This window comes from Rhodococcus sp. ACS1 (assembly GCF_002300155.1).
GTDB classification, from domain to species: Bacteria; Actinomycetota; Actinomycetes; order Mycobacteriales; family Mycobacteriaceae; genus Rhodococcus_F; species Rhodococcus_F koreensis.
In genome coordinates, this window is sequence record NZ_NSDZ01000004.1 from 516,354 (window position 1) to 540,200 (window position 23,847).

The window sequence follows — 23,847 nt, forward strand, 5'->3', positions numbered from 1 at the left end:
GTGACTTTTGTTGTTGAAGTGACTATTTGAGGCCGGACCGCACGAACGCGTCGCGGACGTAGCGCTGCAGGAACAGGTAGATCAGGAAGATGGGCAGGCATGCCATGCCGGACGCGGCCATGACGGCGCCCCAGTTGTTGCCCTCCTCACCGAGGAACCCACGGATTCCGATCTGGACCACGGCATTGGACTGCCGCATCACCAGCGACGGCCACAGGTACTCGTTCCAGGCGGAGATGAACAGCATGATGCCCAGCGCCGCGAGCGCGGGCCTCATGTTGGGCAGCACCACCTTCCACAGGGTGGCCCACGAGTTCTGTCCGTCGATGAGACTGGCGTCGAGCAACTCCCGGGGGAACGCCTCCATGTGCTGACGCATCAGCAGAACCCCGAATGCCGAGCACAGGTTGGGGATCACGATGCCGGCGACGGTGTTGAGCAGTCCCATCTGCGAGATCAGCAGGTAGTTCGGGATCATCGTCACCTGGAACGGCACCAGCCACGATCCGACGAACAGCAGGAACAACACCTGCTTGCCGAAGAACGTCCACCGCGAGAACGCGTAGGCGGCGAGGATCGCGACCACCAACTGGCTCGTTGCCATCGCGAATGCCATGACGAACGTATTGCCGAGCATCGACACCATCGGCAGGGTTTCCCACACGTAGCGGATATTGGCGAGGGAGAACGGCGAGGGAATCGGATTGACGGACAGCGAGTCCTCCGGCGCGCGGAACGCGGTGGCGAACATCCAGTACACCGGGAACACGCTGAAGAGGGTCACCACGGCGAGGAGCACGTGACCGGTCGCCAGCCGGGGCAGTGAGCGAGTGGCGACGGGAGCGTCGCCGGGATCGCGGGCCGGAGGTGCCGCGGCCGTACGGTTGGCCGGCCCGTCGACGAGTACAAATGTCATGAGTGGTCCTCGTTCTCGATCTCAGTTGTCGTAGAAGCTCAGTCGGTCCGACAGGCGGACGAAGATGATCGCGATGAGCCCGAAGCCGAGGAAGAACAGCGTTCCCGCGGCGGCGGACAGTCCGGCGTCGAAGTTCTGGAACCCGAACTGGTAGAGCAGGTAGTAGATGTTCGTGGAGGCGCCGCTGGGTCCGCCCTGGGTGACGATGTCGATGATCGGGTAGGCCCACTGCGCCCCGAGGAGGATCGTCATCAGTCCGAGGAACACCAACGTCGGCGACAACAGCGGAAGGATGATCCGGCGGGTGATCGTTGCCTGCGACGCGCCGTCGAGAGCGGCCGCCGACGCGTAGTCGGGACTGATGCCGGCCAGCCCGGCGGAGACCACGAGGACACCGAATCCGAGCATCTGCCACCCGACGATGAGCACCACACCGGCCAGCGCCAGCGAGGGTTCACGGAAGACGTTGCCCAACTCGAAGCCCAGCGCCGCGGCGACCCGGGGAATCGTGCCGCCGTCGGGATTGAACAGCCAGCGCCAGATCGCGCTCCCGGCAACCGGTGTGACCAGGAACGGGACGAAGATCAACGCCTGGTACACGGTCTTCGCCCGCCCCGACACCCGGTTCGAGAGCAGCGCCACGACCACGGGGAGCAGCAACGAGAACACCATGAACGCGAGCACGTACACGACGGTGTTGCGCAGTGCCTGATGGAGTTCGGGCAGCGCGAGCACCCGTGTGTAGTTGTCCAGGCCCACCGGTGTTTTCGGGCTGGTGGGGACCATGTTCCACTTGTAGAACGAGAGCCCGACGGTTTCGGCGAGCGGCTTGTAGATCCAGACGATCAGCAGCACGACGGCGGGCAGCAGGTACAGGTACGGGGTGAGACGGCGGACCGTGCGGCCGGTACGGGACGGGCGGACGGTGGCCGCGCGGTCCGTACCGGACGGTGTGACCGGCGCGGCCGCGGCGGGAACTTCGACGAACATCACTGCACCGCGGCGGTGGTGAGCTCTGCGATGGACTCCCGGATCTCGTCGGCACTCATCTCGTACACGGTGGGCGACACCTCCAGCGGGACCACGGTGTGCAGGACCCGGTCCCGGTAGACGTGCACCATGTTGAACCCCTGGGCGCCGTCCAGGCCGCGGAGTCCGCCCTGCTCGACGAGCAGGTCCTGCGTGTAACAGGTTGCGGACGCCACCGAGACGGGGATCCCGGCGAACGTGCACGTCGTCGAATAGTGCAGGTGGCCGGCGAGGATGCCGCGGACGTCGGTGCCCGCGAGCACCGTCTCGAGCCGATGCTGATCCTGCAGTTCCACCTGCTCCATGGCAGTCAGCAGGCTCGGCACCGGGGGGTGGTGCAGCGCGAGCAGGGTACCGTGCGGCGCGGGCTCCGCGAGCACCTCGGTGAGCCACGCGAGTTGCTCGTCGCTGATCAGGCCGTGATGGAACCCGGGAACCGTGCTGTCCAGCACGATGATCCGCAGCCCGTTCACGTCGACGACTGCGTCGACCGAGTCCTGCGTGGGTTCGGCGTCGAGCAGGCCGCTCCGGAAGGCCGGGCGGGCGTCGTGATTGCCCATCACCCAGATCACCTTCGCGCCGAGACGCTCCGCGGCGGGCTCGACGATCCGGCGCAACCGCACGTACGCCTCCGGGTCGCCCATGTCGGCGAGGTCGCCGGTGAACACGATGGCCTCGGGGCGCTGCCCGGTCTTCTCGAGCCGCTCGAACAGCCGGGAGAGGTTGGCGTCGCTGTTAACGCAGTCGTGCAGCAGGTCACCGTCGGTGACGAAGTGGGTGTCGCTCAGATGCAGGATGTAGTGGTCGGGTTCGCTGTACTGGGACATGTCGGTGGTTCTCCTTGGGAAGAATGGGTCAGACGACGAGCGCGGCGCGCAGGTCGTCGAGTTCGGCCGCGGTCATGCCGTGGGCCAGCAGGTACTCGCGGACGCCGCCGTGCGAGTCGGTGATCGACTCCAGCGTCGCGTGCATGAGTGCCGCAGGGCTGGCATTGATCACGTGGTGGTCGATACCGTCGGGAAGACCGCGGGTGCGCATCTTCTCGATCATCATGGCGGTCCAGTCCCCGGCCAGAAGGATCTCCGTCATGGCGTAGTCCGCGACGATGTCCCGTTTGTCGACGCCGACGGCCGCCAGCGTCAATGCGACGACGATCCCGGTGCGGTCCTTGCCTGCGGTGCAGTGCACGATCGTGGGGTCGTCACCCGAGGCAGCGATGGCGCGGACCGCCCTGGTCAGGCGGGCGCCGTACCGCCCGACCATCTCCCGGTACACGACGGCGAGATCGAAGTTCACGTTGTCGAGATCGAGGGTGCCCTCGTAGACGGGCAGGTGCAGAACGCGGTGTCCGACCCCGGTGAGCGCGCTGGGGGCCTCGTCGAGTTCCTGCTGTTCGCGCAGGTCGATGACGAGGGCCAGGCTTCGCTCACGGAGGGCGACGCGTGCCGCGTCGTCGAGTCGGTGCAGGGCATCCGAGCGGAACAGCTTGTTCCATCTGGTGATCGCGCCATCCGCAGCGGCGAAGCCGCCGAGGTCACGAAAGTTGTAGGTGCCGTTCAGGATCAGGCGCCGATGATGTCCGGGCGCCGGGAGAGTGCTGGTCATGTGGCGTGTCTCGTTCGATCGGAGGGAAAGGTGACTACCGGATGAGTTCCTGCACGCGCTGCTGCGCGGCCGCCATGGTGGGCGTGGGGTCCTTGCCGTAGAAGACGGAATCCTCGATCGCCTGGCCGAGGATGTCGTCGGCCTGCACGTAGCTGTTGCCGGGGTAGGACTTCCACGGCTCGAGCCGGTCGAGCTGGCTCAGGTTGGGGGCGAGAAGCGGATTGCCGTCGGCCCACGATTTCAAGGCTGCGGGGTCCTGGGTGAGGGACGGGCGCAGCGGCAGGTAACCGATCTTGCTGGAGATCTGGGTGTAGGCGTGGTCGCTCGTCATGAATTTGATGAACTCCCATGCCGCCCGCTGCTTCGCAGGGTCCTGGGAGAAGGTGAACAGTGCCGACCCGGAGTTGGTGGGCACCGCCTGCCGTCCCTCGAACGCCGGCATCGGGGCTGCGCGCAGCTCCCAGCCGCCCGTCGTCGCCGCTTTCATGAACATGCCTTGCACGGCCGACGTCTGCAACTGGATGGCGACGTCGCCCTTGGCAAAGCTCTCGGCTTGCGCCGCCGAGCTGATGTTGGCGAGCACGCCGTCGTCGTACAGCCGCCGAAGCATCGCCACCGCCGACACGGCCTCGGGTTCACCGAATTCGATGGTCGCGCGGTCCTGCGACAGCACGTCGCCACCCGCTGACCGGAACAGCGCCTGCATGCACCAGTTGCCGCCCTTCACCGAGCACGACACCGACAGTGCGGGCTTGCCCGTCGCCGCGGTGACGGCCTTGGCGGCGGCGGCCACCTTCGGCCAGGTGGACAGGTCGACGTCGGCGGGCAGGCCCGCCTTGCCCAGCACGGTCGCGTTGTAGAACAGGGTGGGTGTGGAGAACACGTAGGGAATGCCGTAGGTTTCGCCGTTCCAGTCGGCGAGCGTCGCCGCCCGCGGGTGGAACGGGTGCGCGCCGGCGAAGTTCGCCTGGACGGCATCCTTGCCTGCCACAGCGTCGAGAGACTTCGCGCCGAGCTGGTTGACGGCGAAGTCGAGGGTGTCGAAGGTCAGCTGGGCGACGTCGGGCGGCGAGCCGGCCAGCATCTGGGTCTGGACGCTGCTCGCCGTGCCCGAACCCACGGTGCCGCCGCCCTGCGGCGGCTGTCCCTTCACGTGGATGTTCGGGTGCTCGGACTCGAAGTCGGCGATCAGCCCGTTGATGGTGTCGGACCACAGGCCTGCCTGTGCCAGGTTGTAGGACTCGAAGACGATGTCCACCTGCTGGTTCGGGTCGAGTTCGGGCACCGGCTGATCGCTGCCCCCTGGCCCGGCGGCAGCCCCGCCGGTGGCACAACCGACCAGGGTGGCCATGGCCACGGCCGCCACCAGGACGGCCGAGAATTTCGATCTACGCATCGCGCTGCTCCTGTTGCAGAAAGGGTGTCGGGAGTTGGGGCCCACGGCGGAGTGGCCGGTGGGCCGGGTCGATCACGTTCGAGTTACACGGAGCCCATCACGCTGACTCCGTCGCGAAAATTGCTGAGGTAGAACGACTTGTCGCGAGATCGCTGCCGAGCTCCGCTTCGGCGGACTCCGGAACCCACTCGAGACGCCGTCCGGTCGCGCGGTCGAACAGGTGCAGGTGCGCAGGGTCGGCGGTGAGGACGGCGGATCGGTGCGGGCGCAACGCGATCGGCCGCGGTGCCCGCACACAGATGGTGGACCCACCCACCTCGCAGTAGGCGACCTGCTCGCTGCCGAGGTTCTCGACGGAGCTCACGTCCACCGACAGTCGCACCGGCATGTCGGCGCCCGGGACTGCCATCCGGAGGTGTTCGGGGCGGATCCCCAGGACGATGTCGCGGCCCTCGGTCTGCCCCGGCCACAGCGACGCGTGGACGCCGTCCGTGGCGGCGACAACGGCGCCGCCGACGGTGCGGACCCGGGCGTCGATCAGGTTCATGGCCGGGCTGCCGAGGAAGCCGGCGACGAACACCGACGCCGGCCTGTCATAGACGTCCTCCGGCGTGCCGAGTTGTTCGAGGGCACCGTTGTTCAGCAGGGCGATCCGGGTCGCCATCGTCATCGCCTCCACCTGGTCGTGGGTGACGTACACGAAGGTCGCACCGAGACGCCGGTGGAGTTCGGTCAGTTCGCGGCGGGTCGCGGTCCGCAGTTTGGCGTCCAGGTTCGACAGCGGCTCGTCCATGAGAAATGCCTTGGGATTGCGGACGATGGCGCGGCCGACGGCCACGCGCTGCCGCTGTCCGCCGGACAGTTCCTTCGGCTTGCGGCCCAGGAGGTGAGCGATGTCGAGTTGCTGCGCGACAGTGTCGACGCGTTCGGCGGCGTCCGCTTTGCGCATCTTCTTCACCCGCAGCGGGAACGCGAGGTTCTTCGCGACGCTGAGATGGGGATACAGGGCGTAGTTCTGGAACACCATCGCCACGTCCCGCCTCCGCGCCGGCGCCATTGTGATGTCCTCGTCGTCGAGGAGGATCCGGCCGCTGGTGGGTTCGAGCAGGCCCGCGAGCATCCGCAGCAAGGTGGTCTTCCCGCAGCCGCTGGGCCCGAGTAGGACCAGGAAGTCGCCGTCCCGGATGTCGAGGTCGATGTTGTCGACGGCGGTGACGTTCGCAAATGTGCGACTCAGGTTCTCGATCCGAATCCTGCCCATGGCCTTCTCCCGATGAAATGCTGTTACCCGATCACGTTGAATCGGGAATTTTGGTTTCAGCGGAAGTTAGCCAGGCTAAAGTGAACGCGGGCCGAACGGGCCGCCAAGCATCGGTAATGCTTGGCGCAACGTCCGGCCGATCACGGATTGATCAGCGGCACAATCTGCTTGAACGTCGCCGCCGCCGCCTCCTCCGAACCGCCACGAGCACGGCAGACCGCGATCTGCAGCCCGATCAGGAACGCCACCTGAACCACCGGCGACATCTCGCCCGGCCCGGTCCACGGCCCGCTGCCGCCCCCGACGACCAGTCCGATGTCGGACAGCTCCACGAGTGTCGACCGGGCGTAGCTGGTCACGCCGATCACCGTGGCACCTGCCGCCCGTGCCGCCTCGGCCGGCCGCAGCGTGACCTGGTTCAGTCCGCTGCCGCTGATCGCGAGCAGCACGTCGCGCGAGGTGAGGTGCCCCGCTGTCAGCTGCTGGATTACCGCGTCGGCCGGCGCCTCTGCGGGCCGGCCGTTGGCGAGGAACCTGATCGCGACGGCCGCCGCGGACGGGCCCGAACCGCCATTGCCCACGACGAGCACCCGGTCGGCGGACGCCAGCGCATGGACCGCCTGCTCGAAGGACTCGTCTTCGAGAGGTGCGAGTGCACCGGTGAGGTCGTTGGCAAATTCGGTGAACACGGCTCGGAGCAGCCCGGCTCCGGACTGTGCGCCCGGTTCCGCATCCGTCGTCGGCGTGTCCGCGGCACCGAGGTCACGCAACAGCAGCATCCGCAGGTGCTGGAACCCCTTGAATCCGAGGTTCTGGCACGCCCGGACCACGGTGGCGTTCGACGTCCCCGCGTGTTCCGCGACGTCGGCTGCCGACCACCACGCCACGTCCCGGGGGCGCTCCACGCACACGTCCGCCACTCGGCGCTCGCTCGGCGCGAGCTTGGGCGCGACGGCGCGGATGGCGGCCAGGGTGGCACCGACGGGCGGATCGACCAGTGACGTACTCATGCCCTTGAATAGCACACGGTGGTGAACGCCGGGAGCGACCGGACTGCGGTGCCGGCGCCGCCGAAACACGTGGGCGAAGCGCACCTCACGTCGGTGGGGGTCGCCTATCTCACACTCACGCAAGTTCAACTTTCAACTTTAGTCGTGTGAAGATCGAGTGACACGGAGGTCGCGAAGTGGAGTGGCCCCGGAAATTCCCAGGGGAGAGGACGACCATGTCCGTAGACGAAGAGCGACGTCAGGTCGAGTTGGTCGTCGACCGGCTTGCCGTGGAGCACGCCGGCGTCCCACGACACACGGTCGAGCAGATTGTGCACGACGTGCATGCGGCCTTCGACGTGGGGGTGGTGCGCGATTTCGTTCCGCTGCTGGTCGAACGGTCCGCGAAGCGGAAGATCGCCGCTCTCACCAGTTTCTGACGCACGATCTCCGCGCTGTCACGGGTGCAGCGGTGCCTGCAGGATGGCGGTGTCGTCGCCGGGTGCGCTGACGCCGAGCATGGTGGCGTCGGACATCGGAAGCGCCACGGCGAGGTTCATCGACATCTTCCGGTCGCCGCCGGCGATGAAACTTCCTGCGTTCATGCGACTTCCGTCGGGTCGTTGCAGCCAGACGTTGTACGTGCTGCCCTGGGGGAGTCCGGTGACGTCGAGGCTGATCCCGGTTCCCCAGGCGCGGTTCTCCACCCGAGCGGACGCCTCCACACCCGCGGCGGGCGCGGTGAAGGCCACCGGCTGTCCGGGCGGGGTGCTCGGGACGAGGGTGCGGAGGAAGAATCCGCCGGTGAGCAGGCCGAGAGCGGTGACGGCGGCCGCGGCGACGACCGCGATCCTGCGGTGACGTTGCCGGCTGCGTTCGCGGTCGAGCGTCGCGAGGATCGTGCCGGGCAGTGCGGGGGACGGCGCCGGCGGCGGCTCGAGGAGCCGGTCGGGGTCCGCCTGCCCCAGAACCGAGGCCACCGGGGTCAGCTCGATCAACTCGGTCCGGCAATCCGGGCATCCGTCCAGGTGGGCGCGTACTGCCACGGCTTCGTGGTCGTCGAGGCGCCCGAGCGCGTACATGCCCAGCAAGGTGTGCATCTGTCGGCAGCGATCACTGGTCACCGTGCCACCCCATTTCTTCCAGTACGAGTTTGAGCGCCTTCAGCCCGTAGTACACCCGACTGCGCACGGTGCCCACGGGGATGCCGAGTTCGGCCGCAACCTCGCTGGTGGGCCGGTCGCGCAAATGAATCTCGACGAGTACGACGCGGTGCTGTTCGGACAGTCGCCGCAGGGCCTCCTCGACCTGCAGTCCCACCAGCAACTGTTCCAGCGGGCGCTCGGGCACGGGAACGTCGGGTGGCTCGGTGTCGGCGAGCTGTGGCCGGGAGGCCCGCGCCCGGCTCGCGTCGATCACCACGTTGCGGCAGATGGCATACAGCCAGGTCCGGACGGTGGAACGCTGCGGGTCGAACCGGTCCGCGCCGCGCCAGGCTCGGAGGAACGTCTCCTGCACCACTTCCTCCGCGCGTCCCCGGTCTCCGAGTGAGCGGTAGGCGAGGGCGAACAGTTCGCCGGCGTGATCGTCGTAGACGGTCCGCAACACCGCGTTGTCGGCCAAATTCCCGACCGACTCCTCCGCCCGCTTGCGCGACATGCGTAGCCGCACGACCTCACCTCCTGCAACACCGGAAATGTCGTCGGCCCGTCCGACGTCCGCCAGGGTGTACGGACGTGAGTGCCGCGGCGTTCACCGTCGATTCTCACACCAGCGTCTTCGTGAAAGTTCGCGGCCGTCGTGAACGCGGCCGTCCCGCGGTCCGTACTCCCCGGCGTCGTCCGCGATCGGCGGGCGGAAACAGAGGAGAACGGAGATCTGATGATCGCGAAGCACACGATTATCGCGGTGGCCTGCGCGGGCGCTGCGGTTGCCCTGATGTCGGGCTGCAGCCAGGCGACCGAGGCCCCGGCCGCTGCGGCGGATGCGCCGACGACCGCTGCCCCGGACACAGCGCCGGCGACCGGCGCATCGGATGCGGCGACGACGCTCGGCGCGCGGGAGACCGCGCTCGGCACCGTGCTGACCGACGGTGACGGCTTCACGCTCTACCGCTTCGACGAGGACACAGCCGACCTGGTGCGGTGCGTGGGCCCGTGTGCCGAGATCTGGCCGCCGACGCCCGGCACACCGTCGCCCCACCCGGACGCCGTCCTGCCGGGCACGGTGGGCACCACGACGCGCCCGGACGGCGTCGAGCAGGCCACTTATGACGGTCATCCTCTCTACCGGTTCGCAAAGGACTCCGCCCCGGGGCTGACGAGCGGCGACGGGGTCAAGGGCACGTGGCACGTGGTAACGGTCGATGCCGCGCACGGGTGACGGCCACGAACCCTCCGTCGGTGGTCGTTCGGGCGCTACCGTCACCCGGCGCAGCGCCCTGATCGGTCTGGCGGCGGTCGGTGCGATCGCCGCCGTGGACGTCGGCGGGTTCCTGTTCGCCGGCGGCCGGCTGACCCCGCACACCGTCACCCCGTCGCGGTTCGTCGATCGATTCGAGCAGGTCTTCGGCCGGCACGAGGGGTTCCGGCGCAACCACGCGAAGGGGGTGAGTGCCACCGGGTGGTTCACGGCGACCGGTGCGGGGTCCGCGGTGTCCACGGCGAGCGTCTTCCGGGCCGGCGGCCGCTACCCGGTCACCGGACGGTTCTCGTTATCGGGTGGGTTGCCTACCGCTGCCGACGCCGTCGACACCGTGCGCGGTCTGGGGTTGGTGTTCCGGTTGCCCGGGGGAGAGCAGTGGCGGACCGCGATGATCGACAGTCCGGTGTTCCCCGACCGCACGCCGGACGGTTTCCGTGATCGGCTGCTCGCCTCGAAGAAGGTCCCGGACACCGGCAAACCCGATCCGGCCGCGATGGCCTCGTTCCTGGCACGCCATCCCGAGACAGCGGCGGCGATGGACATCATCCGGCGACAGCCTCGCACTTCCGGATTCGGGGACAGCACATTTCACGGGCTCAATGCGTTCCGGTGCACCGACCGATCCGGCGCCACGGTTCCGGTGCGCTGGAGGCTGGTGCCGGAGCAGCCCGTCCGGCATCCCGGCACCGAGGAGGGCGCCGGCCGCGACTACCTGTTCGACGCCCTCCTCCGCGAGGTCACGCGAGGACCCCTGCGCTGGCGGATGATCCTCACGCTCGGGGAGGCGGGGGACCCGACGGACGATGCCACCAGACCGTGGCCGGCAGGCAGGAAGTCCCTCGACGTCGGCACGCTGACCGTCGACGCGATCGACACCGAAGCACCGGGCAACGCGCGGGACGTCAACTTCGATCCGCTGGTACTGCCGAACGGCATTGCACCGTCGGATGATCCATTGCTCAGTGCACGGTCCGCGGTCTACGCGGAATCGTTCAACCGACGGTCCGGTGAGCCGAAATCGCCGAGTCGAGTCAACGTTTCGGAGGTGCCCGATGAGCGATAGCCGGACCGAGCGGCCGACCCGGTATGCGTTCACGTCGCGGTTGCTGCACTGGACGATGGCGATCCTGGTGATCGCCCAACTCTTCCTCGGCGTCGCGATGGTGGCGTCGTTGGACGCCTACCACCTGTTGCGGACGGTGCATCAGCCGCTGGGGTTCGCGATCCTCGTCCTCGCGGTCGTGCGCATCGGCAACCGGATCCTCCACCGGCCGCCGCCGTCCGCCGGGATGCGGCCCGCCGAGCGGATGGTCGCGACCGGGTCGGAATACGTGCTCTACGGACTCCTGGTGCTGCAACCGGTCACCGGGTGGGCGATGCTGTCGGCGGGCGGGTTCCCGATCGCCCTCACCGCGCAGCTGAGTCTGCCCGCGATCGCTCCCCGCGATCCGGATCTGTACGCAGTGTTGCGGCAATCCCACACCGTGCTCGGGTACCTGCTGTTCGCCGCGTTCACCGCGCACCTGTGCGCCGTCCTGTTCCACACGTTCGTCCTGCGTGACCGGATTCTCGGCCGGATGACGATGGGGCGCCGAGCCCGGCCCACCCAGCCGCCGCAACGACAAGATCAAGAGTTCAGGGTTTCCTGAATACAGGGATCGCTGTATCGTCGGGGCATGGAGATGTTGATCCATCGCGACGCGCTGTCCCGGTTCGGCTACGCGCTGTCGGACACGACGCGCACGCAGATCCTGCTGAGCCTGCGGTCGGGGCCCGGGTATCCGTCCGAACTGGCCGAACAGATCGGGGTGTCGCGCCAGATCCTGTCGAATCACCTGGCCTGCCTGCGTGGTTGCGGCCTCGTCGTCGCGGCGCCGGAGGGGCGGCGCACGCGGTACGAACTGGCGGATCCGCGGATCGGGCGCGCGCTCGACGACCTGATCGGCCTGGTGCTGGCCGTCGATCCGTCCTGCTGCCCGGACGCCGAGACTGACGGATGCTGCTGATGGCGTCGGAACTCGGAATGCCCGCCACGCGTCCGGCTCTCACCGCGGGGCGGCGGCAGGTCCTGGGGCGGCGGATCCGGTGGTTCGTGGCCGCGACGATCAGCTACAACGTGCTCGAGGCGATCATCGCGCTGAGCGAGGGCGCGCGGGTGTCGTCGACCGCGCTGATCGGGTTCGGTCTCGACTCGGTGATCGAGGTGTCCTCCGCGGCGGCCGTCGCCTGGCAATTCGCAGGCAAGGACCCGGAATCGCGGGAGCGGGTGACGCTGCGGATTATCGCGTTCTCGTTCTTCGCGTTGGCCGCGTACGTCACGGTCGACGCCACCCGATCCCTCTTCGGCATCGGCGAGGCGGAGCACTCGGTCGTCGGGATCACGCTGGCGGCAGTCAGTCTCGCGATCATGCCGGTGCTGTCTTGGGCACAGCGGCGCGCGGGGCGCGAACTCGGTTCCCTCTCGGCCGTCGCCGATTCCAAACAGACCCTGCTGTGCACTTACCTGTCCGCCGTCCTGCTGGTCGGCCTGCTGCTCAACTCTCTGCTCGGGTGGTCCTGGGCCGACCCGATCGCCGCCCTGGTCATCGCCGCGATCGCGGTCAAGGAGGGAATCAACGCGTGGCAGGGCGACACCTGTTGCCCGGCGCCGGTCACCACCTCCGGTGCCGGCGCCGGTCCTGCCTGCGACCGCTGCGACGACTGAAAGGACCCGACGACCGCGTCACTTCCCCCCGACGATGCCGCTGTCGAGGAGTTTGGCGACGTCGGAGTCGGAGCTGCCGAGGAGGTCGCGGAGGACGCTGCCGGTGTCGTCGCCGACGGCGGAGGCGGGTGCCACGGTGGCGTGGTGTCCGTCGAACGATGCCGGGTGGCCGGAGGCGAGGTAGGTACCGATCCGCGGCTGTTCGAGGGGGGTGAACATCGGGTTGCTTTCGAGTTCGCCGGACTTCACGAGTTCCTCGAACGTGCGGTAGCGCTCGGCGAGGACGGACGTCTTCGAGAGTGCTTCGGCCACTTCGGCCGCGGTGTGTTCGCGGAACCAGCGGGTGAACAGTGCGGTGAGGACGTCGCGGTGGGTGAAGCGATCGGCTTCGCGCGCGAAGTCGGCGTCGAGTGCGGTGGCGAGTGCCTCCACCGCGGCGGTGGTTCCGGTGACGGCAACGAGGTCGCGGAAGTGCCGCGGGGTGAGGGCCACGATCATGAACCGGGCACCGTCACTGGTGGTGAAATCCGTTCCGTACGTGCCGTAGACGGAGTTGCCGGTCCCTTGCCTGCCGGTGCCGTTGATCTGCACCTCGGTGAGGTATCCGAGGGTGCCGGCGGTGGCGAGCGCGACGTCCTCGAGCGGCAGGGAGATGCGGGTGCCCTCGCCGGTGGCGTCGCGGTGACGGGCCGCGGCGGCGACGGCCAGCGCGGCGTACAACCCGCACGCCACGTCCCAGGCGGGGAGGACGTGGTTGACGACGCCGGCATGATCGGCGGGGCCGGTGATGGACGGAAAGCCGAGCCCGGCGTTGACCGTGTAGTCGACGCCGGGGGAACCGTCACGACCACCGAGGATTTCGAGAGTGATGACGTCGGAGCGGAGAGCATGCAGTGTGTCGTGGGCGAGCCAGTCACGACCTCCCGCGTTGGTGACGAGAATTCCGCCGCCCGCGCCGGGGGCCGCGACCAGTTGCTGGACGAGCCGCTGCCCCTCGGGGTTGCGCATGTCGACGGCCACGGACCGCTTGCCGCGGTTGAGTCCGGTCCAGTAGATGCTCTCGCCGTCGCCCGTGATCGGCCAGCGGTTGTAGTCGGCGGCGCCGCCGATGGGGTCGATCCGGATGACCTCGGCCCCCAGCTGGGACAGGGTCAGTCCGCACAGGGGGGACGCGATGAAACTGGAGACCTCGACGATCCGAAGTCCGGCAAGGGGAGTGTGGGCGGTCACGAGAGATGCTCCTTGAGGGTGGAGGTCAGGCCATGAGGGCGGTGAAGCGCCAGTCGAGGACGGGGACGTCGGACGCTGTGGCGTTGTGCGCGAACACCAGTGAACGCAGATGCAGTATTCCGCCGCCGCCGGGCAACTCCTCGGCGCTCTCGATTTCGAGTTCGCTGGTGAGGGTGTCGCCCTCGTGGACGGGACCGGTGTGGTCGCAGGACTTCCAGCCCAGGACCGTGACGAGGTTCGGCAGGGCGCGCGTGGCCTGCCCGAGCGCGATGCCGATGGTGTGCCCGCCGTAGACCAGTCGTCCGTCGGCGCCGACTCGTTCGTCGTGGTGGGTTGCCGCGATGTTGAGGGTGAGGCGCGCCAGTTCGGGGGCGCTCGACACCACGTCGCCGCTGCTCCGCAGCACGGATCCGGCGAGGTCGGCCGAGAAGTGCTGCCCCGGAACCTTGTCGCGGTAGCGGGCGAGGTCCCAGCCCTCGGGGGCGGCGAACGACTGCTCCGACTGCGGCCCGATCGCGGACAGGTCGTCGGACTTGCGGACGCGGTCCTCGTCGGGGTTCGCGCTCAACGGGAGCATCGCGCAGCGGTAGAAGTCGAGGACGGTGCGGCCGTCCTGGTCGGTGGACGTCATCCGCAGAGCCGCCAGACCGGTGGGTTTGCGTCCCGGTTTCGCCGAGTTCTCCCGCAGTCCCACCACTTCGGTGCGCGTGTAGAGCGTATCGCCGAGATGCGGGAAGTGATGGAAGCGGAGGCCGCGGTAGAACAGGTTGGCCTTCACGTGGTGAGTGGCCAGCGTGGACTGTCCGATGGCGACGTCGGTGACGAGGCCGGGGTTCGCGACGGCGTCCGCGGACCCGGTGACGGCCCGGGACAGGTGCGCGTCGAGGGGCAGCCGCAGGCGGTCGCCGAGGATGGCTTGATGGGCGGCGGCGAGGCCGCTGGTGAGGGTGACGGCGGGGGCGGTGTCGAATTCCTGCCCGACCTCGAGTTCGTCGAAGTACGGGCCACCGACATACGTCTGCGTGATCGTCACTGTGCACCTACCTGGGCGAGAACGCGTCGTGCCGCGACTGCGACGGCCTCGTCGAGCATCTGCCCGTCGAGTTGCGCCGCCCCGGCGCCCGCGGCCTCGGCGGCAGCGAGTGCGTCGATCACGCGTCGCGCGTCCTCGACCGCGGTGTCGGTGGGGGTGAAGGCCGCAGCGGCGGACTCGACCTGCGCGGGATGGATGACCCATTTTCCGTCGAATCCGAGCGCGCTCGTCCACGCGGCCGAGTGGCGGAAGGCGTCGTCGTCGGCAATGCCGAGGAACGGGCCGTCGATCGCCTGGATGCCGGCGGCGCGGGCGGCGACGAGGATGCCGTCCTGGATCGCGAGCCAGTGTTCGGGGAGGGCGGTGCGGGACCGGCCGAGGGCCGCCCCGAGGTCGGCGTAGCCGATGATGACGGACTCGAGCCGGGCGACGGCGCGGGTGATGTCGGCGATGTTCTGCACGCCCACCGGGGTTTCGACGAGAGCCTGCAACCCGATGTCGGTACCGGCGAGAGCCTGATCGGCGTGGACCAGATCCTGCGCCGTCTCCACCTTGGGAACCACGATGCTCGTGAGCGCGGCGCCGAGGGAGGCGCACAGGGCGAGGTCGTCCTCCGCCCACGGCGTGGTCAGCGCGTTGATGCGGACCGCGACGGCCCGGGAGCCGTCCGATTCGAGCACGAGGCGGCGCACGAGGTCGCGGGCCTCGGCCTTCTTGGCGGAGGCGACGGCGTCTTCGAGGTCGAGGACCACCTCGTCGGCGGTCGACCGGAGCGCCTTGACGGCCTTGCGCTCGTCGGATCCGGGGGCCACCAGAACGGCGCGCCTGCGGGTGAGATTCTGCACGATGCTTCATTCCTAGGGTCCGGGAGCCCGGGTCGGGCTGGATATGTACGGCCAGCCTGATGCGGCTGCGCTGCTGATGCTGGCAGCGACGCAGCGGTCATGTCAAGACCGATCGTTGACTTTAGGCAGACATTGTCGGATTATGGCCGTACAAATGTTGTGGAAGGTGTGAGGTGGATTCATGGCCAAGCTGAACGAGGAAGAGGCGTACCTGGTCGAGACGGTGCGCGCGTTCATCGATCGCGACGTGAAGCCGACGGTGCAGGCGGTGGAACACGCCAACGAGTACCCCGAGAAGTGGATCGAGCAGATGAAGCAGATCGGGATCTACGGTCTGGCGGTCCCGGAGGAGTACGGCGGATCACCGGTGTCGATGCCCTGCTACGCGCAGGTGACGCAGGAACTGGCCCGCGGATGGATGAGCCTCGCCGGTGCGATGGGCGGGCACACCGTCGTCGCGAAACTGCTGTCGCTGTACGGCACAGAGGAGCAGAAGCAGCAGTACCTGCCGAAGATGGCGACCGGGGAGATCCGGGCCACCATGGCACTGACCGAGCCCGGCGGTGGTTCGGATCTGCAGGCCATGTCCACCAACGCCAAGGCGGACGGTGACGACCTGGTGATCACCGGTTCCAAGACCTGGATCTCCAACGCGCGGCGGTCGGGGCTGATCGCGTTGCTCTGCAAGACCGACCCGCAGGCGACCCCCAAGCACAGGGGCATCTCCATCGTCCTGGTCGAGCACGGCCCCGGTCTGACTGTGTCGCGGGATCTGCCGAAGCTCGGCTACAAGGGCGTCGAGACGTGTGAGCTGTCGTTCGACGGTTACCGCGCCCCCGCGTCCGCGATCCTCGGTGGCACCCCGGGCAAGGGGTTCGGCCAGATGATGAAGGGCCTGGAAACGGGACGCATCCAGGTGGCCTGCCGGGCGCTGGGTGTGGCCACGGCGGCGCTCGAGGATTCCCTCGCCTACGCGCAGCAGCGGGAGAGCTTCGGTCAGCCGATCTGGAAGCACCAGTCGATCGGCAACTACCTCGCCGACATGGCGACCAAGCTGACCGCGGCCCGGCAGCTGACCTGGCACGCGGCGGAGCAGTACGACAGCGGAGACCGGTGCGACATGGAGGCGGGCATGGCGAAGCTGTACGCGTCCGAGGTGGCGATGGACATCGCCCTCAACGCCGTCCGGATCCACGGTGGCTACGGCTATTCCACCGAGTACGACGTGGAGCGCTACTTCCGGGACGCCCCGCTGATGATCGTCGGCGAAGGCACCAACGAGATCCAGCGCAACGTCATCGTCTCGCAGTTGGTGTCGCGAGGCGGCATCTAGTCGGCAACCTGCACGTAGGATCGGTGCGCGATGAACGGTAGAGAACGAGACACGGAGCCGGCGTACCAGCTGGTGTCGAGGCAGCTCCGCGAGCACATTGCTGCAGGCAAGTACAGCGGCGGGATCAAGCTGCCCACCGAATTCGAGCTCGCGGACCAGCACGGCGTCAGCCGGCAGACCGTTCGTCGCGCATTCCAGGACCTGGTGGCCGAGGGCATCGTCTACCGGGTCCCGGGCCGGGGCACGTTCGCCGCCGAGTCCGACGGCCGATACCTGCGGCAGCTGGGGTCGATCGAGGATCTGATGAACCTGTCCACGGACACCACCATGGAGGTGGTCACGCCCCTGCGCCGGCGGGTCGACATCGAGGCGGCGAGCAGGCTCCGCCTCGACACCGACCTCGTCAACACGGTCGTGTTCCGGCGACGCCACGACGACACCCCGTTCGTGCTGACCACCGTCTATCTGCCCGACGAGATCGCCCGGTTCGTCGCCGACGCACCCGAGATGTCCGAGGGCGCCGTCAGCTCGCACACGATCATCGGCCTGCTCGAACCGCACCTGCGGAGCCCCATCACCGAGGCTGCGCAATCGATCACCGTTGCGCCGGCGCCGGCGGACGTGGCCCGAGAACTCGGCTGCTCCGAGGGCCACTCGATGCTGCGGGTGGACCGCCTCTACTCCGACTCGGACGGGCGGACCGTCGAATTGGCGGTCAGCTACTTCCTGCCCGAGCATTACACCTACCGCGTGACCCTCCGCCGCGGCGGACGCTGACCTCGCTGCTCAGTCTCGAACCGGAGGAATCCGTCTCCTGGGCTCGACGATTCACGGTCTACGTGTCGGCCGGGGCGGTGCCCGAGCCCCAGCTTCCGAACTGCTCCACCACGCCCCACAGCGGGTCGGTGGGGCCGATGTCGTACGTGCACTCGGCGGGCCGGGGGTCCGGGACGAACGCCCACAGCAGCGCCCCGGCCGCGCCCGCGTCCCGCTGCCCCTGGATCTTGGCGCCGATGTGCGTCGCCCGGTCCGTCAGGCTGGCGCACGATCCGGCGAGTTCGCCGATCTCACCCATCAGGAGCGGTTTGCCGAGCGCCGCAGCCTGTTCGAGGCGCCGCGCGAGCCCGTTCCACTGATCGCCGGGCAGCGGAACCCCGTCGGCGCCGTAATCGTGGTACTGCACGACGTCGACATACGGTGACGCCGAGACGAATTGGTACTCGTCGCCCTGGGTTCCGCACTGGCCGCCGCCGGTGAATCCCGCCGTGATCAGCGTGCGCGGATCACGGGCCCGCACCTCGGCGCCCGCGGCGTCGAAGAAGTCACGCAGCACCTGTGCCGCACCGGGCTCGCACGACCGGGTCCACCACGAGCAGTCGGCGTCGGTGCACGTGCTCGTCTCCGGCTCCCCGACGAGTTCCCACGCCGCCAGCGACGGCGATCCCCGGAATCGGTCGACGGCCGTCCGCGTCCAGTCGCGGAAGCTCATCAGCGTGCGAGGCGCACCCGGCGTCATCGTCGTCCAGCCGTCCACGTACCACTGCCTGCCCTTGAACACCCCGTCCTCGCACGCCCCGTCCTGGGGTGCGAGAACCGGGATCAGCATCTGGTCGTGCGCCTCGGCCGCCGCGAACACGGCGTCCAACGGCCCGAAGTCGAGCTGTCCGGTGAAGCGGTTGATCGCCAGCGCCTGGAAGAGGTTGAAACGGGTCAGCGAGTGCGGCGGCAGCGCGGAGAAGTAGGAGTCGAGGTCGACCATCGCGCCGCAACCCCAATTGACCGACCAGTTCGTGGCCAATTGGTAGGCGTTGAACCCGGTCGGCCACCACGGTTGCCCGTCGAGCGCGAACCCGTCGGGCGAGGCGGTGACCCTGGCCCCCGGCGCGGGAGCGGCAGCCGACACGAAGCCCCCTCCCAGCGCCGTCAGAGCGACGGTCGCGATCACCGCGGCCAGTTTCGTGATGCGCGTCACCGTCATGGATGAATAGTAGGGACCAGTCGGTACGAATGGAGGTTTGTTTCGCCCCTCGAGCGACCGTCCAGTCCCGCTGACAGGGGACGACGCCTCGAACTTCACCCCCTCGACCCGATAGTGTGCACGGCGGGGGCAAGCGCACGTCATCACCGAGAATTCGCAGAGGTTTACATTGTCGAGTCCCGAAAACGACGCCGAGCTCGCAGGCCGCGTCCAGCGCCTGCTGCAGTTCCTGCGTGAGATCGTCCGGGCTCGCACGAAGCCGGTTCTCCGCGTCGACCAGCACGAACAGGTCGAATGGCTGCATCAGGACGGCCGGACCATCCAACTCGATTCCGACGCCGCGCAGGGCGACATCGTTCTGCGGGTGCCCCTCATCGGCGTCGAGGATCCGCCCGAACTACCGACCGTCCTGGCCGGCTGGGTGGACGCGTCGGCCCGGGCCGACAGCTCGCGGTCCGACCTCGAGCTGAACGCGTCCGACGCGTACGCCGAGGACTCCGACGAGGAATACGACGTGCGCCGCGCGTACGACGTCCGGCAGGCGTTCGACGCGTACGTGCCGCGCTGGCAGGCGTGGGCGAAGGCGGATCGGGAGCGTCGCCCGCACGCCGATCTGTACCAGTCGCTGCAGCGGATGCTGCAGGAGCTGAACGCCCGCCCCGAGTCGATCGAACTCGTGCTCGCGTCCGGACTGCTGACCCTGGCCGGTGCGGGACCGGACGGCGGTGTCCAGACCCACCTGGTCACCCAGTCCGCGAGCATCCACCGCGATCCGCGGACCGGCGACCTGCTGGTGCGGCTGATCGCGGGCTCCCAACCCCGGCTCGAAGACTCCCAGTTGTTCACCGGACTGGACGTCTACGACAGCGCGCACGCGATGCCGCTGCAGAAGCAACTGCAGGACACCGTCACGTCGCCGCTGGGCGACGGCGTCCGCACACTCCTCGCGGAGTGGGCTCCGAAGTCGCTGACGGCGTACGTCGATGTGCGCGACAACGTCCGGCAACCGGCCGACGACGCGAACGGCACCGTGACGCTGTCGCCCGCCATGGTGCTGCGCAAGCGCAGCGCGTTCGCCCTGGTCGAGTACTACGAGCAGATGATCTCCCACCTCGACGGCGACGGCGCGACCGTCCCGCTCGGGCTCGCCCAGCTCGTCGAGGCGATCGAACCGGCGGACCGGCTGTCGTGGCTCGAGCGCACCGGCGCCTCCACCTCCTCCACCCTCGCCGAGGACCCGCTCTTCCCGCTTCCGGCCAACGCCGAGCAGTCGCAGATCATCGAGCGGCTCGGCGGCGACAGCGGAGTGGTGGTCGAGGGCCCGCCTGGGACGGGCAAGACCCACACGATTGCCAACCTGGTGTCGGCGCTGCTCGCCCGCGGCCAGCGGGTGCTCGTCACGAGCGAGAAGGCGCAGGCGCTCCGCGTCCTGAGGGACAAGCTCCCGCCCGAGATGCAGGAGCTGTGCGTCTCGATCACGGACCTGTCCCGCGGCGGCTCGGACGAGCTCACCCGCAGTGTGGCGACCATCGCCGAACGGAAGTCGTCGTTCAACCCGCTCAGCGAGGGCCAGAAGATCGCCGATCTCCGCGCCCAGCGGGACGAGGCCGTGCAGAAGCGGGCCGTCGTGCTCGAGCAGGTGAAGGCACTGCGCGAGTCCGAGACGTACCAGCACGACGCCGTCGCCGACGGCTACGAGGGCACCGCCGCCACCATCGTCCGCAAGGTCATGGGCCTGCAGGACGCGTTCGAGTGGCTTCCCGGACCGCTGCTCAGCCAGCAACCGCCCCTCACCGGCACCGAGGTCGAAACCCTGCGCCGGCTGTGCGTGACGGCGTCCCCCGAGCGCGCGCAACGTGCACGCCAGACGCTTCCCGCGCTGGACTCCCTGCTGCCGAACCGGGCCGAACTCGAACGGCTCTGCTCGCGCGCGTCGACCAGTATCCCCATCGACACCCCGCAGTCGGCGCACCTGCTCGAGGTCCTCGGCGGCGTCGATCCGGAGACCGCTTACTCCATTCGCAGGCACTGCAAGGAACTGCAGGCCCGCGCGCACGACGTCCTCGACCTGGACGGTCAGTTCCAGAGCCTCGCCGACACCGTGCTGTCCGGCCGGGCCACCCATCTGTGGGGGCGCCTGGACGCGCTGCCCGCGATCGTCGAGGCGGCCGCCGCCGCCGACCGGTACATCGGTGCGCAGGACGTCCAGTGCGCCGTCATGACCCGGCCCGCCCTGCAGGCGGTGGGTGCGCTCGCCGTCGCCCTCGAATCCGGCGCCGTCGAATGGAAGGCCCGGTTCCGTCGCAGCGAGGAGCAGAAGGCCGTCGAGGAGCTCGGCCTCGACGCCACCGTCGACGGCGTACCCGCCACGACCGCCGCCACGGTGCGGCTGGTGACCGAGCACCTGCGCGCCCACGACGCCGCGCAGACCGCCGCGACCCTGCTGGCCGATCTGCGGATTCCGGTGGACATGAACGGGTCTCGTGCCGTTCAGGTCGACAGCCTCAACATGATCGTCGGCCGGGTGGCCCGCGTGCGCGCCCTCCTCGTCGCCCGCGACGCGCTGGCCCGTGAACTGTTCGCGCTGTCCCCGAACGCGCCGCGGATCCGCAACCTCGCGGACGCCACCGCGGTGGCCGGGGCCGCGGAGGCCATCACCACCCGCGCCGACGTGGACAGTGCGCGTGCAGAACTCGACACCATCGTCTCGGCCGTCTCCACCGAGGTCGACGCGGGACCGTCGCCGGAAGGCACCGCCCTGGTGGCGGCACTCGACCAGGCGGACAACACCGCGCTCTCGGAGGCTCTCACCCGCTACGCGATCGCCCGCGTCGAACAACAGGATCAGCGGCTGTTCGACGAGTTGTCCGACCGGCTCTCACCCGTCGCGCCGGCACTGTACGACCTGGTGCGCAGGACGGCGGCGCTCACCGAGTGGGACGAGATGAGCTGGCAGATGTCGGAGGCCTGGGCGTGGCGCCGCGCCCGGCAATGGGTCACCGAGCAGCACCGGGCCGGTCGTGAGCAGGAACTCGAAGCCGAACTCAATGCCGTCGACGCGGATCTCGCGCATCTCACCGCGCGGCTCGCGGCGGCCACCGCCTGGCGCGACTGCCTCGAACACCTGACGGCCGACCAGGTGCGGGCACTACAGACGTACCGCGAGCACATCTCGAGCATCGGTGCAGGCGCCGGAAAGTACGCCGAGAAGTACCGCAGCGCAGCACGATCCGCGATGGGGGAGGCGCAGGGCGCGGTGCCCGCGTGGGTGATGCCGCTGCAGCAGGTCCTCGCGTCCATCCCGCCCGTGCCGGGCAGCTTCGACGTCGTCATCGTCGACGAAGCGAGCCAGGCCGACATCACCAACCTGTTCCTGCTGTGGCTGGCGCCGCGGGTCATCGTCGTCGGAGACGACAAGCAGTGCGCCCCCGCCGACATCCCCACCAGCGGCACCCTCGACGACGTGTTCACCCGCCTGGACGCGTACCTGCCCGACCTCCCCGAGTACGTCCAGGCCACGCTCACCCCGCGGTCGAGTCTGTTCTCGATTCTGCGCACCAGCTTCGGGCAGGTCGTCCGGCTCCGTGAGCACTTCCGCTCCATGCCCGAGATCATCAACTGGTCGAGCACCCAGTTCTACGGCGAACTGCCGCTGGTCCCGGTGCGTCAGTTCGGCGCGGATCGGCTTCCGCCGCTGAAACATACGTACGTATCCGACGCTTCCGTGTCGGGCAAGGACTCGACGCTGACCAACCACGTCGAGGCCGCCGCCCTCGTCGATCAGCTCATCGAATGCCTCGTCGACCCCCGCTACGACGGCAAGACGTTCGGAATCGTCGTGCTGCAGGGGCAGTCCCAGGTCGACGCCATCCGAACCGAACTCGTCAAACGCATCGGCATCGAACAGTGGGAGCAGCGACGACTGCGCGTCGGGACGCCGCCCGACTTCCAGGGCGACGAACGAAGCGTCGTCTTCCTGTCGATGGTCGTGGGACCGGAGCAGAACTTCGCACCGCTGACGGCGAACCAGTACAAGCGGCGGTTCAACGTCGCGGCGACACGCGCGCAGGACCAACTGTGGCTGTTCCACTCCGTGACCGTCGACGAACTGAAGCGGGCCGACTTACGCAACTCCCTGCTCAGCTACATGATGTCGACGTCGCCGGCGCCGGCCGACCCCATGCCGCAGGACGTCGACCGCGACGTGCGGATCCCCCCGTTCGACAACCTCCTCGAACAGCGGGTGTTCAACGACATCGCCGACCGCGGCTACCACGTCAATTCCCAAGTCGAGGTGAACAATCGGCGCATCGACCTCGTCGTCACCGGCGGCACCAGGAGGCTCGCCGTCGAATGCGACGGCGACGCCTTCTCGACCACCCCGGAACAGAGGATCGCGGACCTCGAACGCGAGCAGGAACTCAAGCGGTGCGGCTGGACGTTCTGGCGCGTCCGGGAATCGGAGTACTACCTCGACCCGAAGGCCGCCCTGTCGAGCCTGTGGGACACGCTGGACAACCTGGGCATCGCCCCGCACGCGGTCGATCACGCGATGGCCATCGAGGCCGCCGCCACCGAACGCGCGGCGCGCGACGCGGCCGCCGCGACCGAGCGAGGGAAGCATGCGGCGCCCATAGGCGCTTCGCGCCCGTGAGTACTTGTTAACGTCCCGCGGTTAATAAGTACTCACGGGCGCGGCTGCGCACGACTGTCGCCACGGAACTCGGCGATGACGTCGTCGCCGCGCCGGACGGTGACGTCGTAGAGGCCGTTGCGCCCGAAGCGGGCCCGTTCCACCGCCTCGGCGACGAGGGTGTCGCCGAGGCGGGTGGCCGTGAGGAACCGGATGTCGGCGCGGGCGGCGACCGCGGCAGTGTCGTACCCGTTGCACGCCATCGCGAATGCGGTGTCGGCGAGGGTGAACACGAAGCCGCCGTGGGTGATGCCGTGACCGTTGACCATGGTCTCACCCACGACCATCGACGCGACCGCGTGACCGGGGCTGAGCTCGAGGATCTGGATGCCGAGCGCGCGGGACGCGTTGTCTGCCTCGAACATCTCCCGCGCGATACGGCATTCCGCGGACGCGTCGACAGTCATGGTT

At 68.7% G+C, this 23,847-nt stretch carries 23 protein-coding genes; 9 read left to right on the plus strand and 14 right to left on the minus strand.

Features of this window, described 5'->3' with window-relative positions; genetic code table 11:
• Window positions 1-22 precede the first annotated feature (22 nt).
• From CJ179_RS14665 to CJ179_RS14695, 7 genes are all read right to left on the minus strand, one after another.
• Window positions 23-916 (minus strand): carbohydrate ABC transporter permease, encoded by an 894-nt coding sequence (locus tag CJ179_RS14665; protein WP_095862055.1) that lies wholly within the window; start codon window positions 914-916, stop codon window positions 23-25.
• A gap of 21 nt (window positions 917-937) precedes the next feature.
• On the minus strand, window positions 938-1,906 hold the full coding sequence (locus tag CJ179_RS14670) for a carbohydrate ABC transporter permease (protein WP_095862688.1): 969 nt from the start codon (window positions 1,904-1,906) through the stop codon (window positions 938-940).
• Window positions 1,906-2,772, minus strand: coding sequence for a phosphodiesterase (locus tag CJ179_RS14675; RefSeq protein WP_095862056.1), 867 nt, complete (start codon window positions 2,770-2,772; stop codon window positions 1,906-1,908). The genes CJ179_RS14670 and CJ179_RS14675 overlap by 1 nt, the downstream gene beginning before the upstream one ends.
• A 28-nt stretch (window positions 2,773-2,800) precedes the next feature.
• Window positions 2,801-3,550 (minus strand): tyrosine-protein phosphatase, encoded by a 750-nt coding sequence (locus CJ179_RS14680; protein ID WP_095862057.1) that lies wholly within the window; start codon window positions 3,548-3,550, stop codon window positions 2,801-2,803.
• Window positions 3,551-3,584: 34 nt separating this feature from the next.
• Window positions 3,585-4,946: an extracellular solute-binding protein gene (locus CJ179_RS14685; protein WP_095862058.1), complete on the minus strand. Its 1,362-nt coding sequence runs from the start codon at window positions 4,944-4,946 to the stop codon at window positions 3,585-3,587.
• Window positions 4,947-5,043: 97 nt separating this feature from the next.
• Complete coding sequence (locus CJ179_RS14690; protein ID WP_095862059.1) at window positions 5,044-6,207, minus strand: ABC transporter ATP-binding protein; 1,164 nt, start codon at window positions 6,205-6,207, stop codon at window positions 5,044-5,046.
• A gap of 140 nt (window positions 6,208-6,347) precedes the next feature.
• A complete protein-coding gene (locus CJ179_RS14695; RefSeq protein ID WP_095862689.1) occupies window positions 6,348-7,217 on the minus strand; it encodes a MurR/RpiR family transcriptional regulator in 870 nt (289 codons plus the stop codon).
• A gap of 215 nt (window positions 7,218-7,432) precedes the next feature.
• Here CJ179_RS14695 and CJ179_RS14700 point away from each other — a divergent pair, with 215 nt between their 5' ends.
• Entirely contained in the window at window positions 7,433-7,636 is a 204-nt protein-coding gene (locus CJ179_RS14700; RefSeq protein WP_095862060.1) for a three-helix bundle dimerization domain-containing protein, read from the plus strand.
• Between the two features lie 18 nt (window positions 7,637-7,654).
• Here CJ179_RS14700 and CJ179_RS14705 read toward each other — a convergent pair whose 3' ends face one another.
• Together CJ179_RS14705 and CJ179_RS14710 are read right to left on the minus strand one after the other, a co-directional pair.
• Window positions 7,655-8,320, minus strand: a complete 666-nt coding sequence (locus CJ179_RS14705) for a zf-HC2 domain-containing protein (RefSeq protein ID WP_257015531.1) — start codon at window positions 8,318-8,320, stop codon at window positions 7,655-7,657.
• Window positions 8,310-8,867, minus strand: a complete 558-nt coding sequence (locus tag CJ179_RS14710) for a sigma-70 family RNA polymerase sigma factor (protein WP_072937052.1) — start codon at window positions 8,865-8,867, stop codon at window positions 8,310-8,312. Before CJ179_RS14710 ends, CJ179_RS14705 begins: the two co-directional genes overlap by 11 nt.
• A gap of 129 nt (window positions 8,868-8,996) precedes the next feature.
• Between CJ179_RS14710 and CJ179_RS14715 the strand changes: the two genes are divergently transcribed.
• From CJ179_RS14715 to CJ179_RS14735, 5 genes are read left to right on the plus strand one after another with little or no spacing between them, the layout of a single operon-like run.
• Window positions 8,997-9,578 carry a hypothetical protein gene (locus tag CJ179_RS14715; protein WP_257015532.1) on the plus strand — a complete coding sequence of 194 codons (582 nt, stop codon included), beginning with the start codon at window positions 8,997-8,999 and terminating at the stop codon, window positions 9,576-9,578.
• Window positions 9,562-10,683, plus strand: a complete 1,122-nt coding sequence (locus CJ179_RS14720; protein WP_095862061.1) for a catalase family peroxidase — start codon at window positions 9,562-9,564, stop codon at window positions 10,681-10,683. The genes CJ179_RS14715 and CJ179_RS14720 overlap by 17 nt, the downstream gene beginning before the upstream one ends.
• Window positions 10,673-11,269 carry a cytochrome b gene (locus tag CJ179_RS14725; protein WP_095862062.1) on the plus strand — a complete coding sequence of 199 codons (597 nt, stop codon included), beginning with the start codon at window positions 10,673-10,675 and terminating at the stop codon, window positions 11,267-11,269. Before CJ179_RS14720 ends, CJ179_RS14725 begins: the two co-directional genes overlap by 11 nt.
• A gap of 27 nt (window positions 11,270-11,296) precedes the next feature.
• A complete protein-coding gene (locus CJ179_RS14730) occupies window positions 11,297-11,626 on the plus strand; it encodes a helix-turn-helix transcriptional regulator (RefSeq protein ID WP_095862063.1) in 330 nt (109 codons plus the stop codon).
• Window positions 11,626-12,324, plus strand: a complete 699-nt coding sequence (locus CJ179_RS14735; protein WP_095862692.1) for a cation transporter — start codon at window positions 11,626-11,628, stop codon at window positions 12,322-12,324. Before CJ179_RS14730 ends, CJ179_RS14735 begins: the two co-directional genes overlap by 1 nt.
• 18 nt (window positions 12,325-12,342) lie before the next feature.
• Here the strand turns inward: CJ179_RS14735 and CJ179_RS14740 are convergent, their stop codons facing one another.
• From CJ179_RS14740 to CJ179_RS14750, 3 genes are read right to left on the minus strand one after another with little or no spacing between them, the layout of a single operon-like run.
• Window positions 12,343-13,554, minus strand: a complete 1,212-nt coding sequence (locus CJ179_RS14740; protein WP_095862064.1) for a CoA transferase — start codon at window positions 13,552-13,554, stop codon at window positions 12,343-12,345.
• 25 nt (window positions 13,555-13,579) lie between these two features.
• Entirely contained in the window at window positions 13,580-14,587 is a 1,008-nt protein-coding gene (locus CJ179_RS14745) for a MaoC family dehydratase (protein ID WP_072936976.1), read from the minus strand.
• Entirely contained in the window at window positions 14,584-15,432 is an 849-nt protein-coding gene (locus tag CJ179_RS14750; RefSeq protein WP_095862065.1) for a CoA ester lyase, read from the minus strand. The genes CJ179_RS14745 and CJ179_RS14750 overlap by 4 nt, the downstream gene beginning before the upstream one ends.
• A 181-nt stretch (window positions 15,433-15,613) precedes the next feature.
• Here CJ179_RS14750 and CJ179_RS14755 point away from each other — a divergent pair, with 181 nt between their 5' ends.
• Entirely contained in the window at window positions 15,614-16,765 is a 1,152-nt protein-coding gene (locus CJ179_RS14755) for an acyl-CoA dehydrogenase family protein (protein ID WP_072936978.1), read from the plus strand.
• Between the two features lie 30 nt (window positions 16,766-16,795).
• Entirely contained in the window at window positions 16,796-17,542 is a 747-nt protein-coding gene (locus tag CJ179_RS14760; RefSeq protein WP_072936979.1) for a GntR family transcriptional regulator, read from the plus strand.
• Window positions 17,543-17,600: 58 nt separating this feature from the next.
• Here the strand turns inward: CJ179_RS14760 and CJ179_RS14765 are convergent, their stop codons facing one another.
• Complete coding sequence (locus CJ179_RS14765; RefSeq protein ID WP_095862066.1) at window positions 17,601-18,743, minus strand: beta-mannosidase; 1,143 nt, start codon at window positions 18,741-18,743, stop codon at window positions 17,601-17,603.
• 169 nt (window positions 18,744-18,912) lie between these two features.
• Here CJ179_RS14765 and CJ179_RS14770 point away from each other — a divergent pair, with 169 nt between their 5' ends.
• The gene (locus CJ179_RS14770) at window positions 18,913-23,397 is read left to right on the plus strand and encodes an AAA domain-containing protein (protein ID WP_095862067.1); all 4,485 of its coding nucleotides are present in this window, start codon (window positions 18,913-18,915) and stop codon (window positions 23,395-23,397) included.
• Between the two features lie 32 nt (window positions 23,398-23,429).
• Here the strand turns inward: CJ179_RS14770 and paaI are convergent, their stop codons facing one another.
• Window positions 23,430-23,843, minus strand: a complete 414-nt coding sequence (paaI, locus tag CJ179_RS14775; RefSeq protein WP_095862068.1) for a hydroxyphenylacetyl-CoA thioesterase PaaI — start codon at window positions 23,841-23,843, stop codon at window positions 23,430-23,432.
• Window positions 23,844-23,847 lie beyond the last annotated feature (4 nt).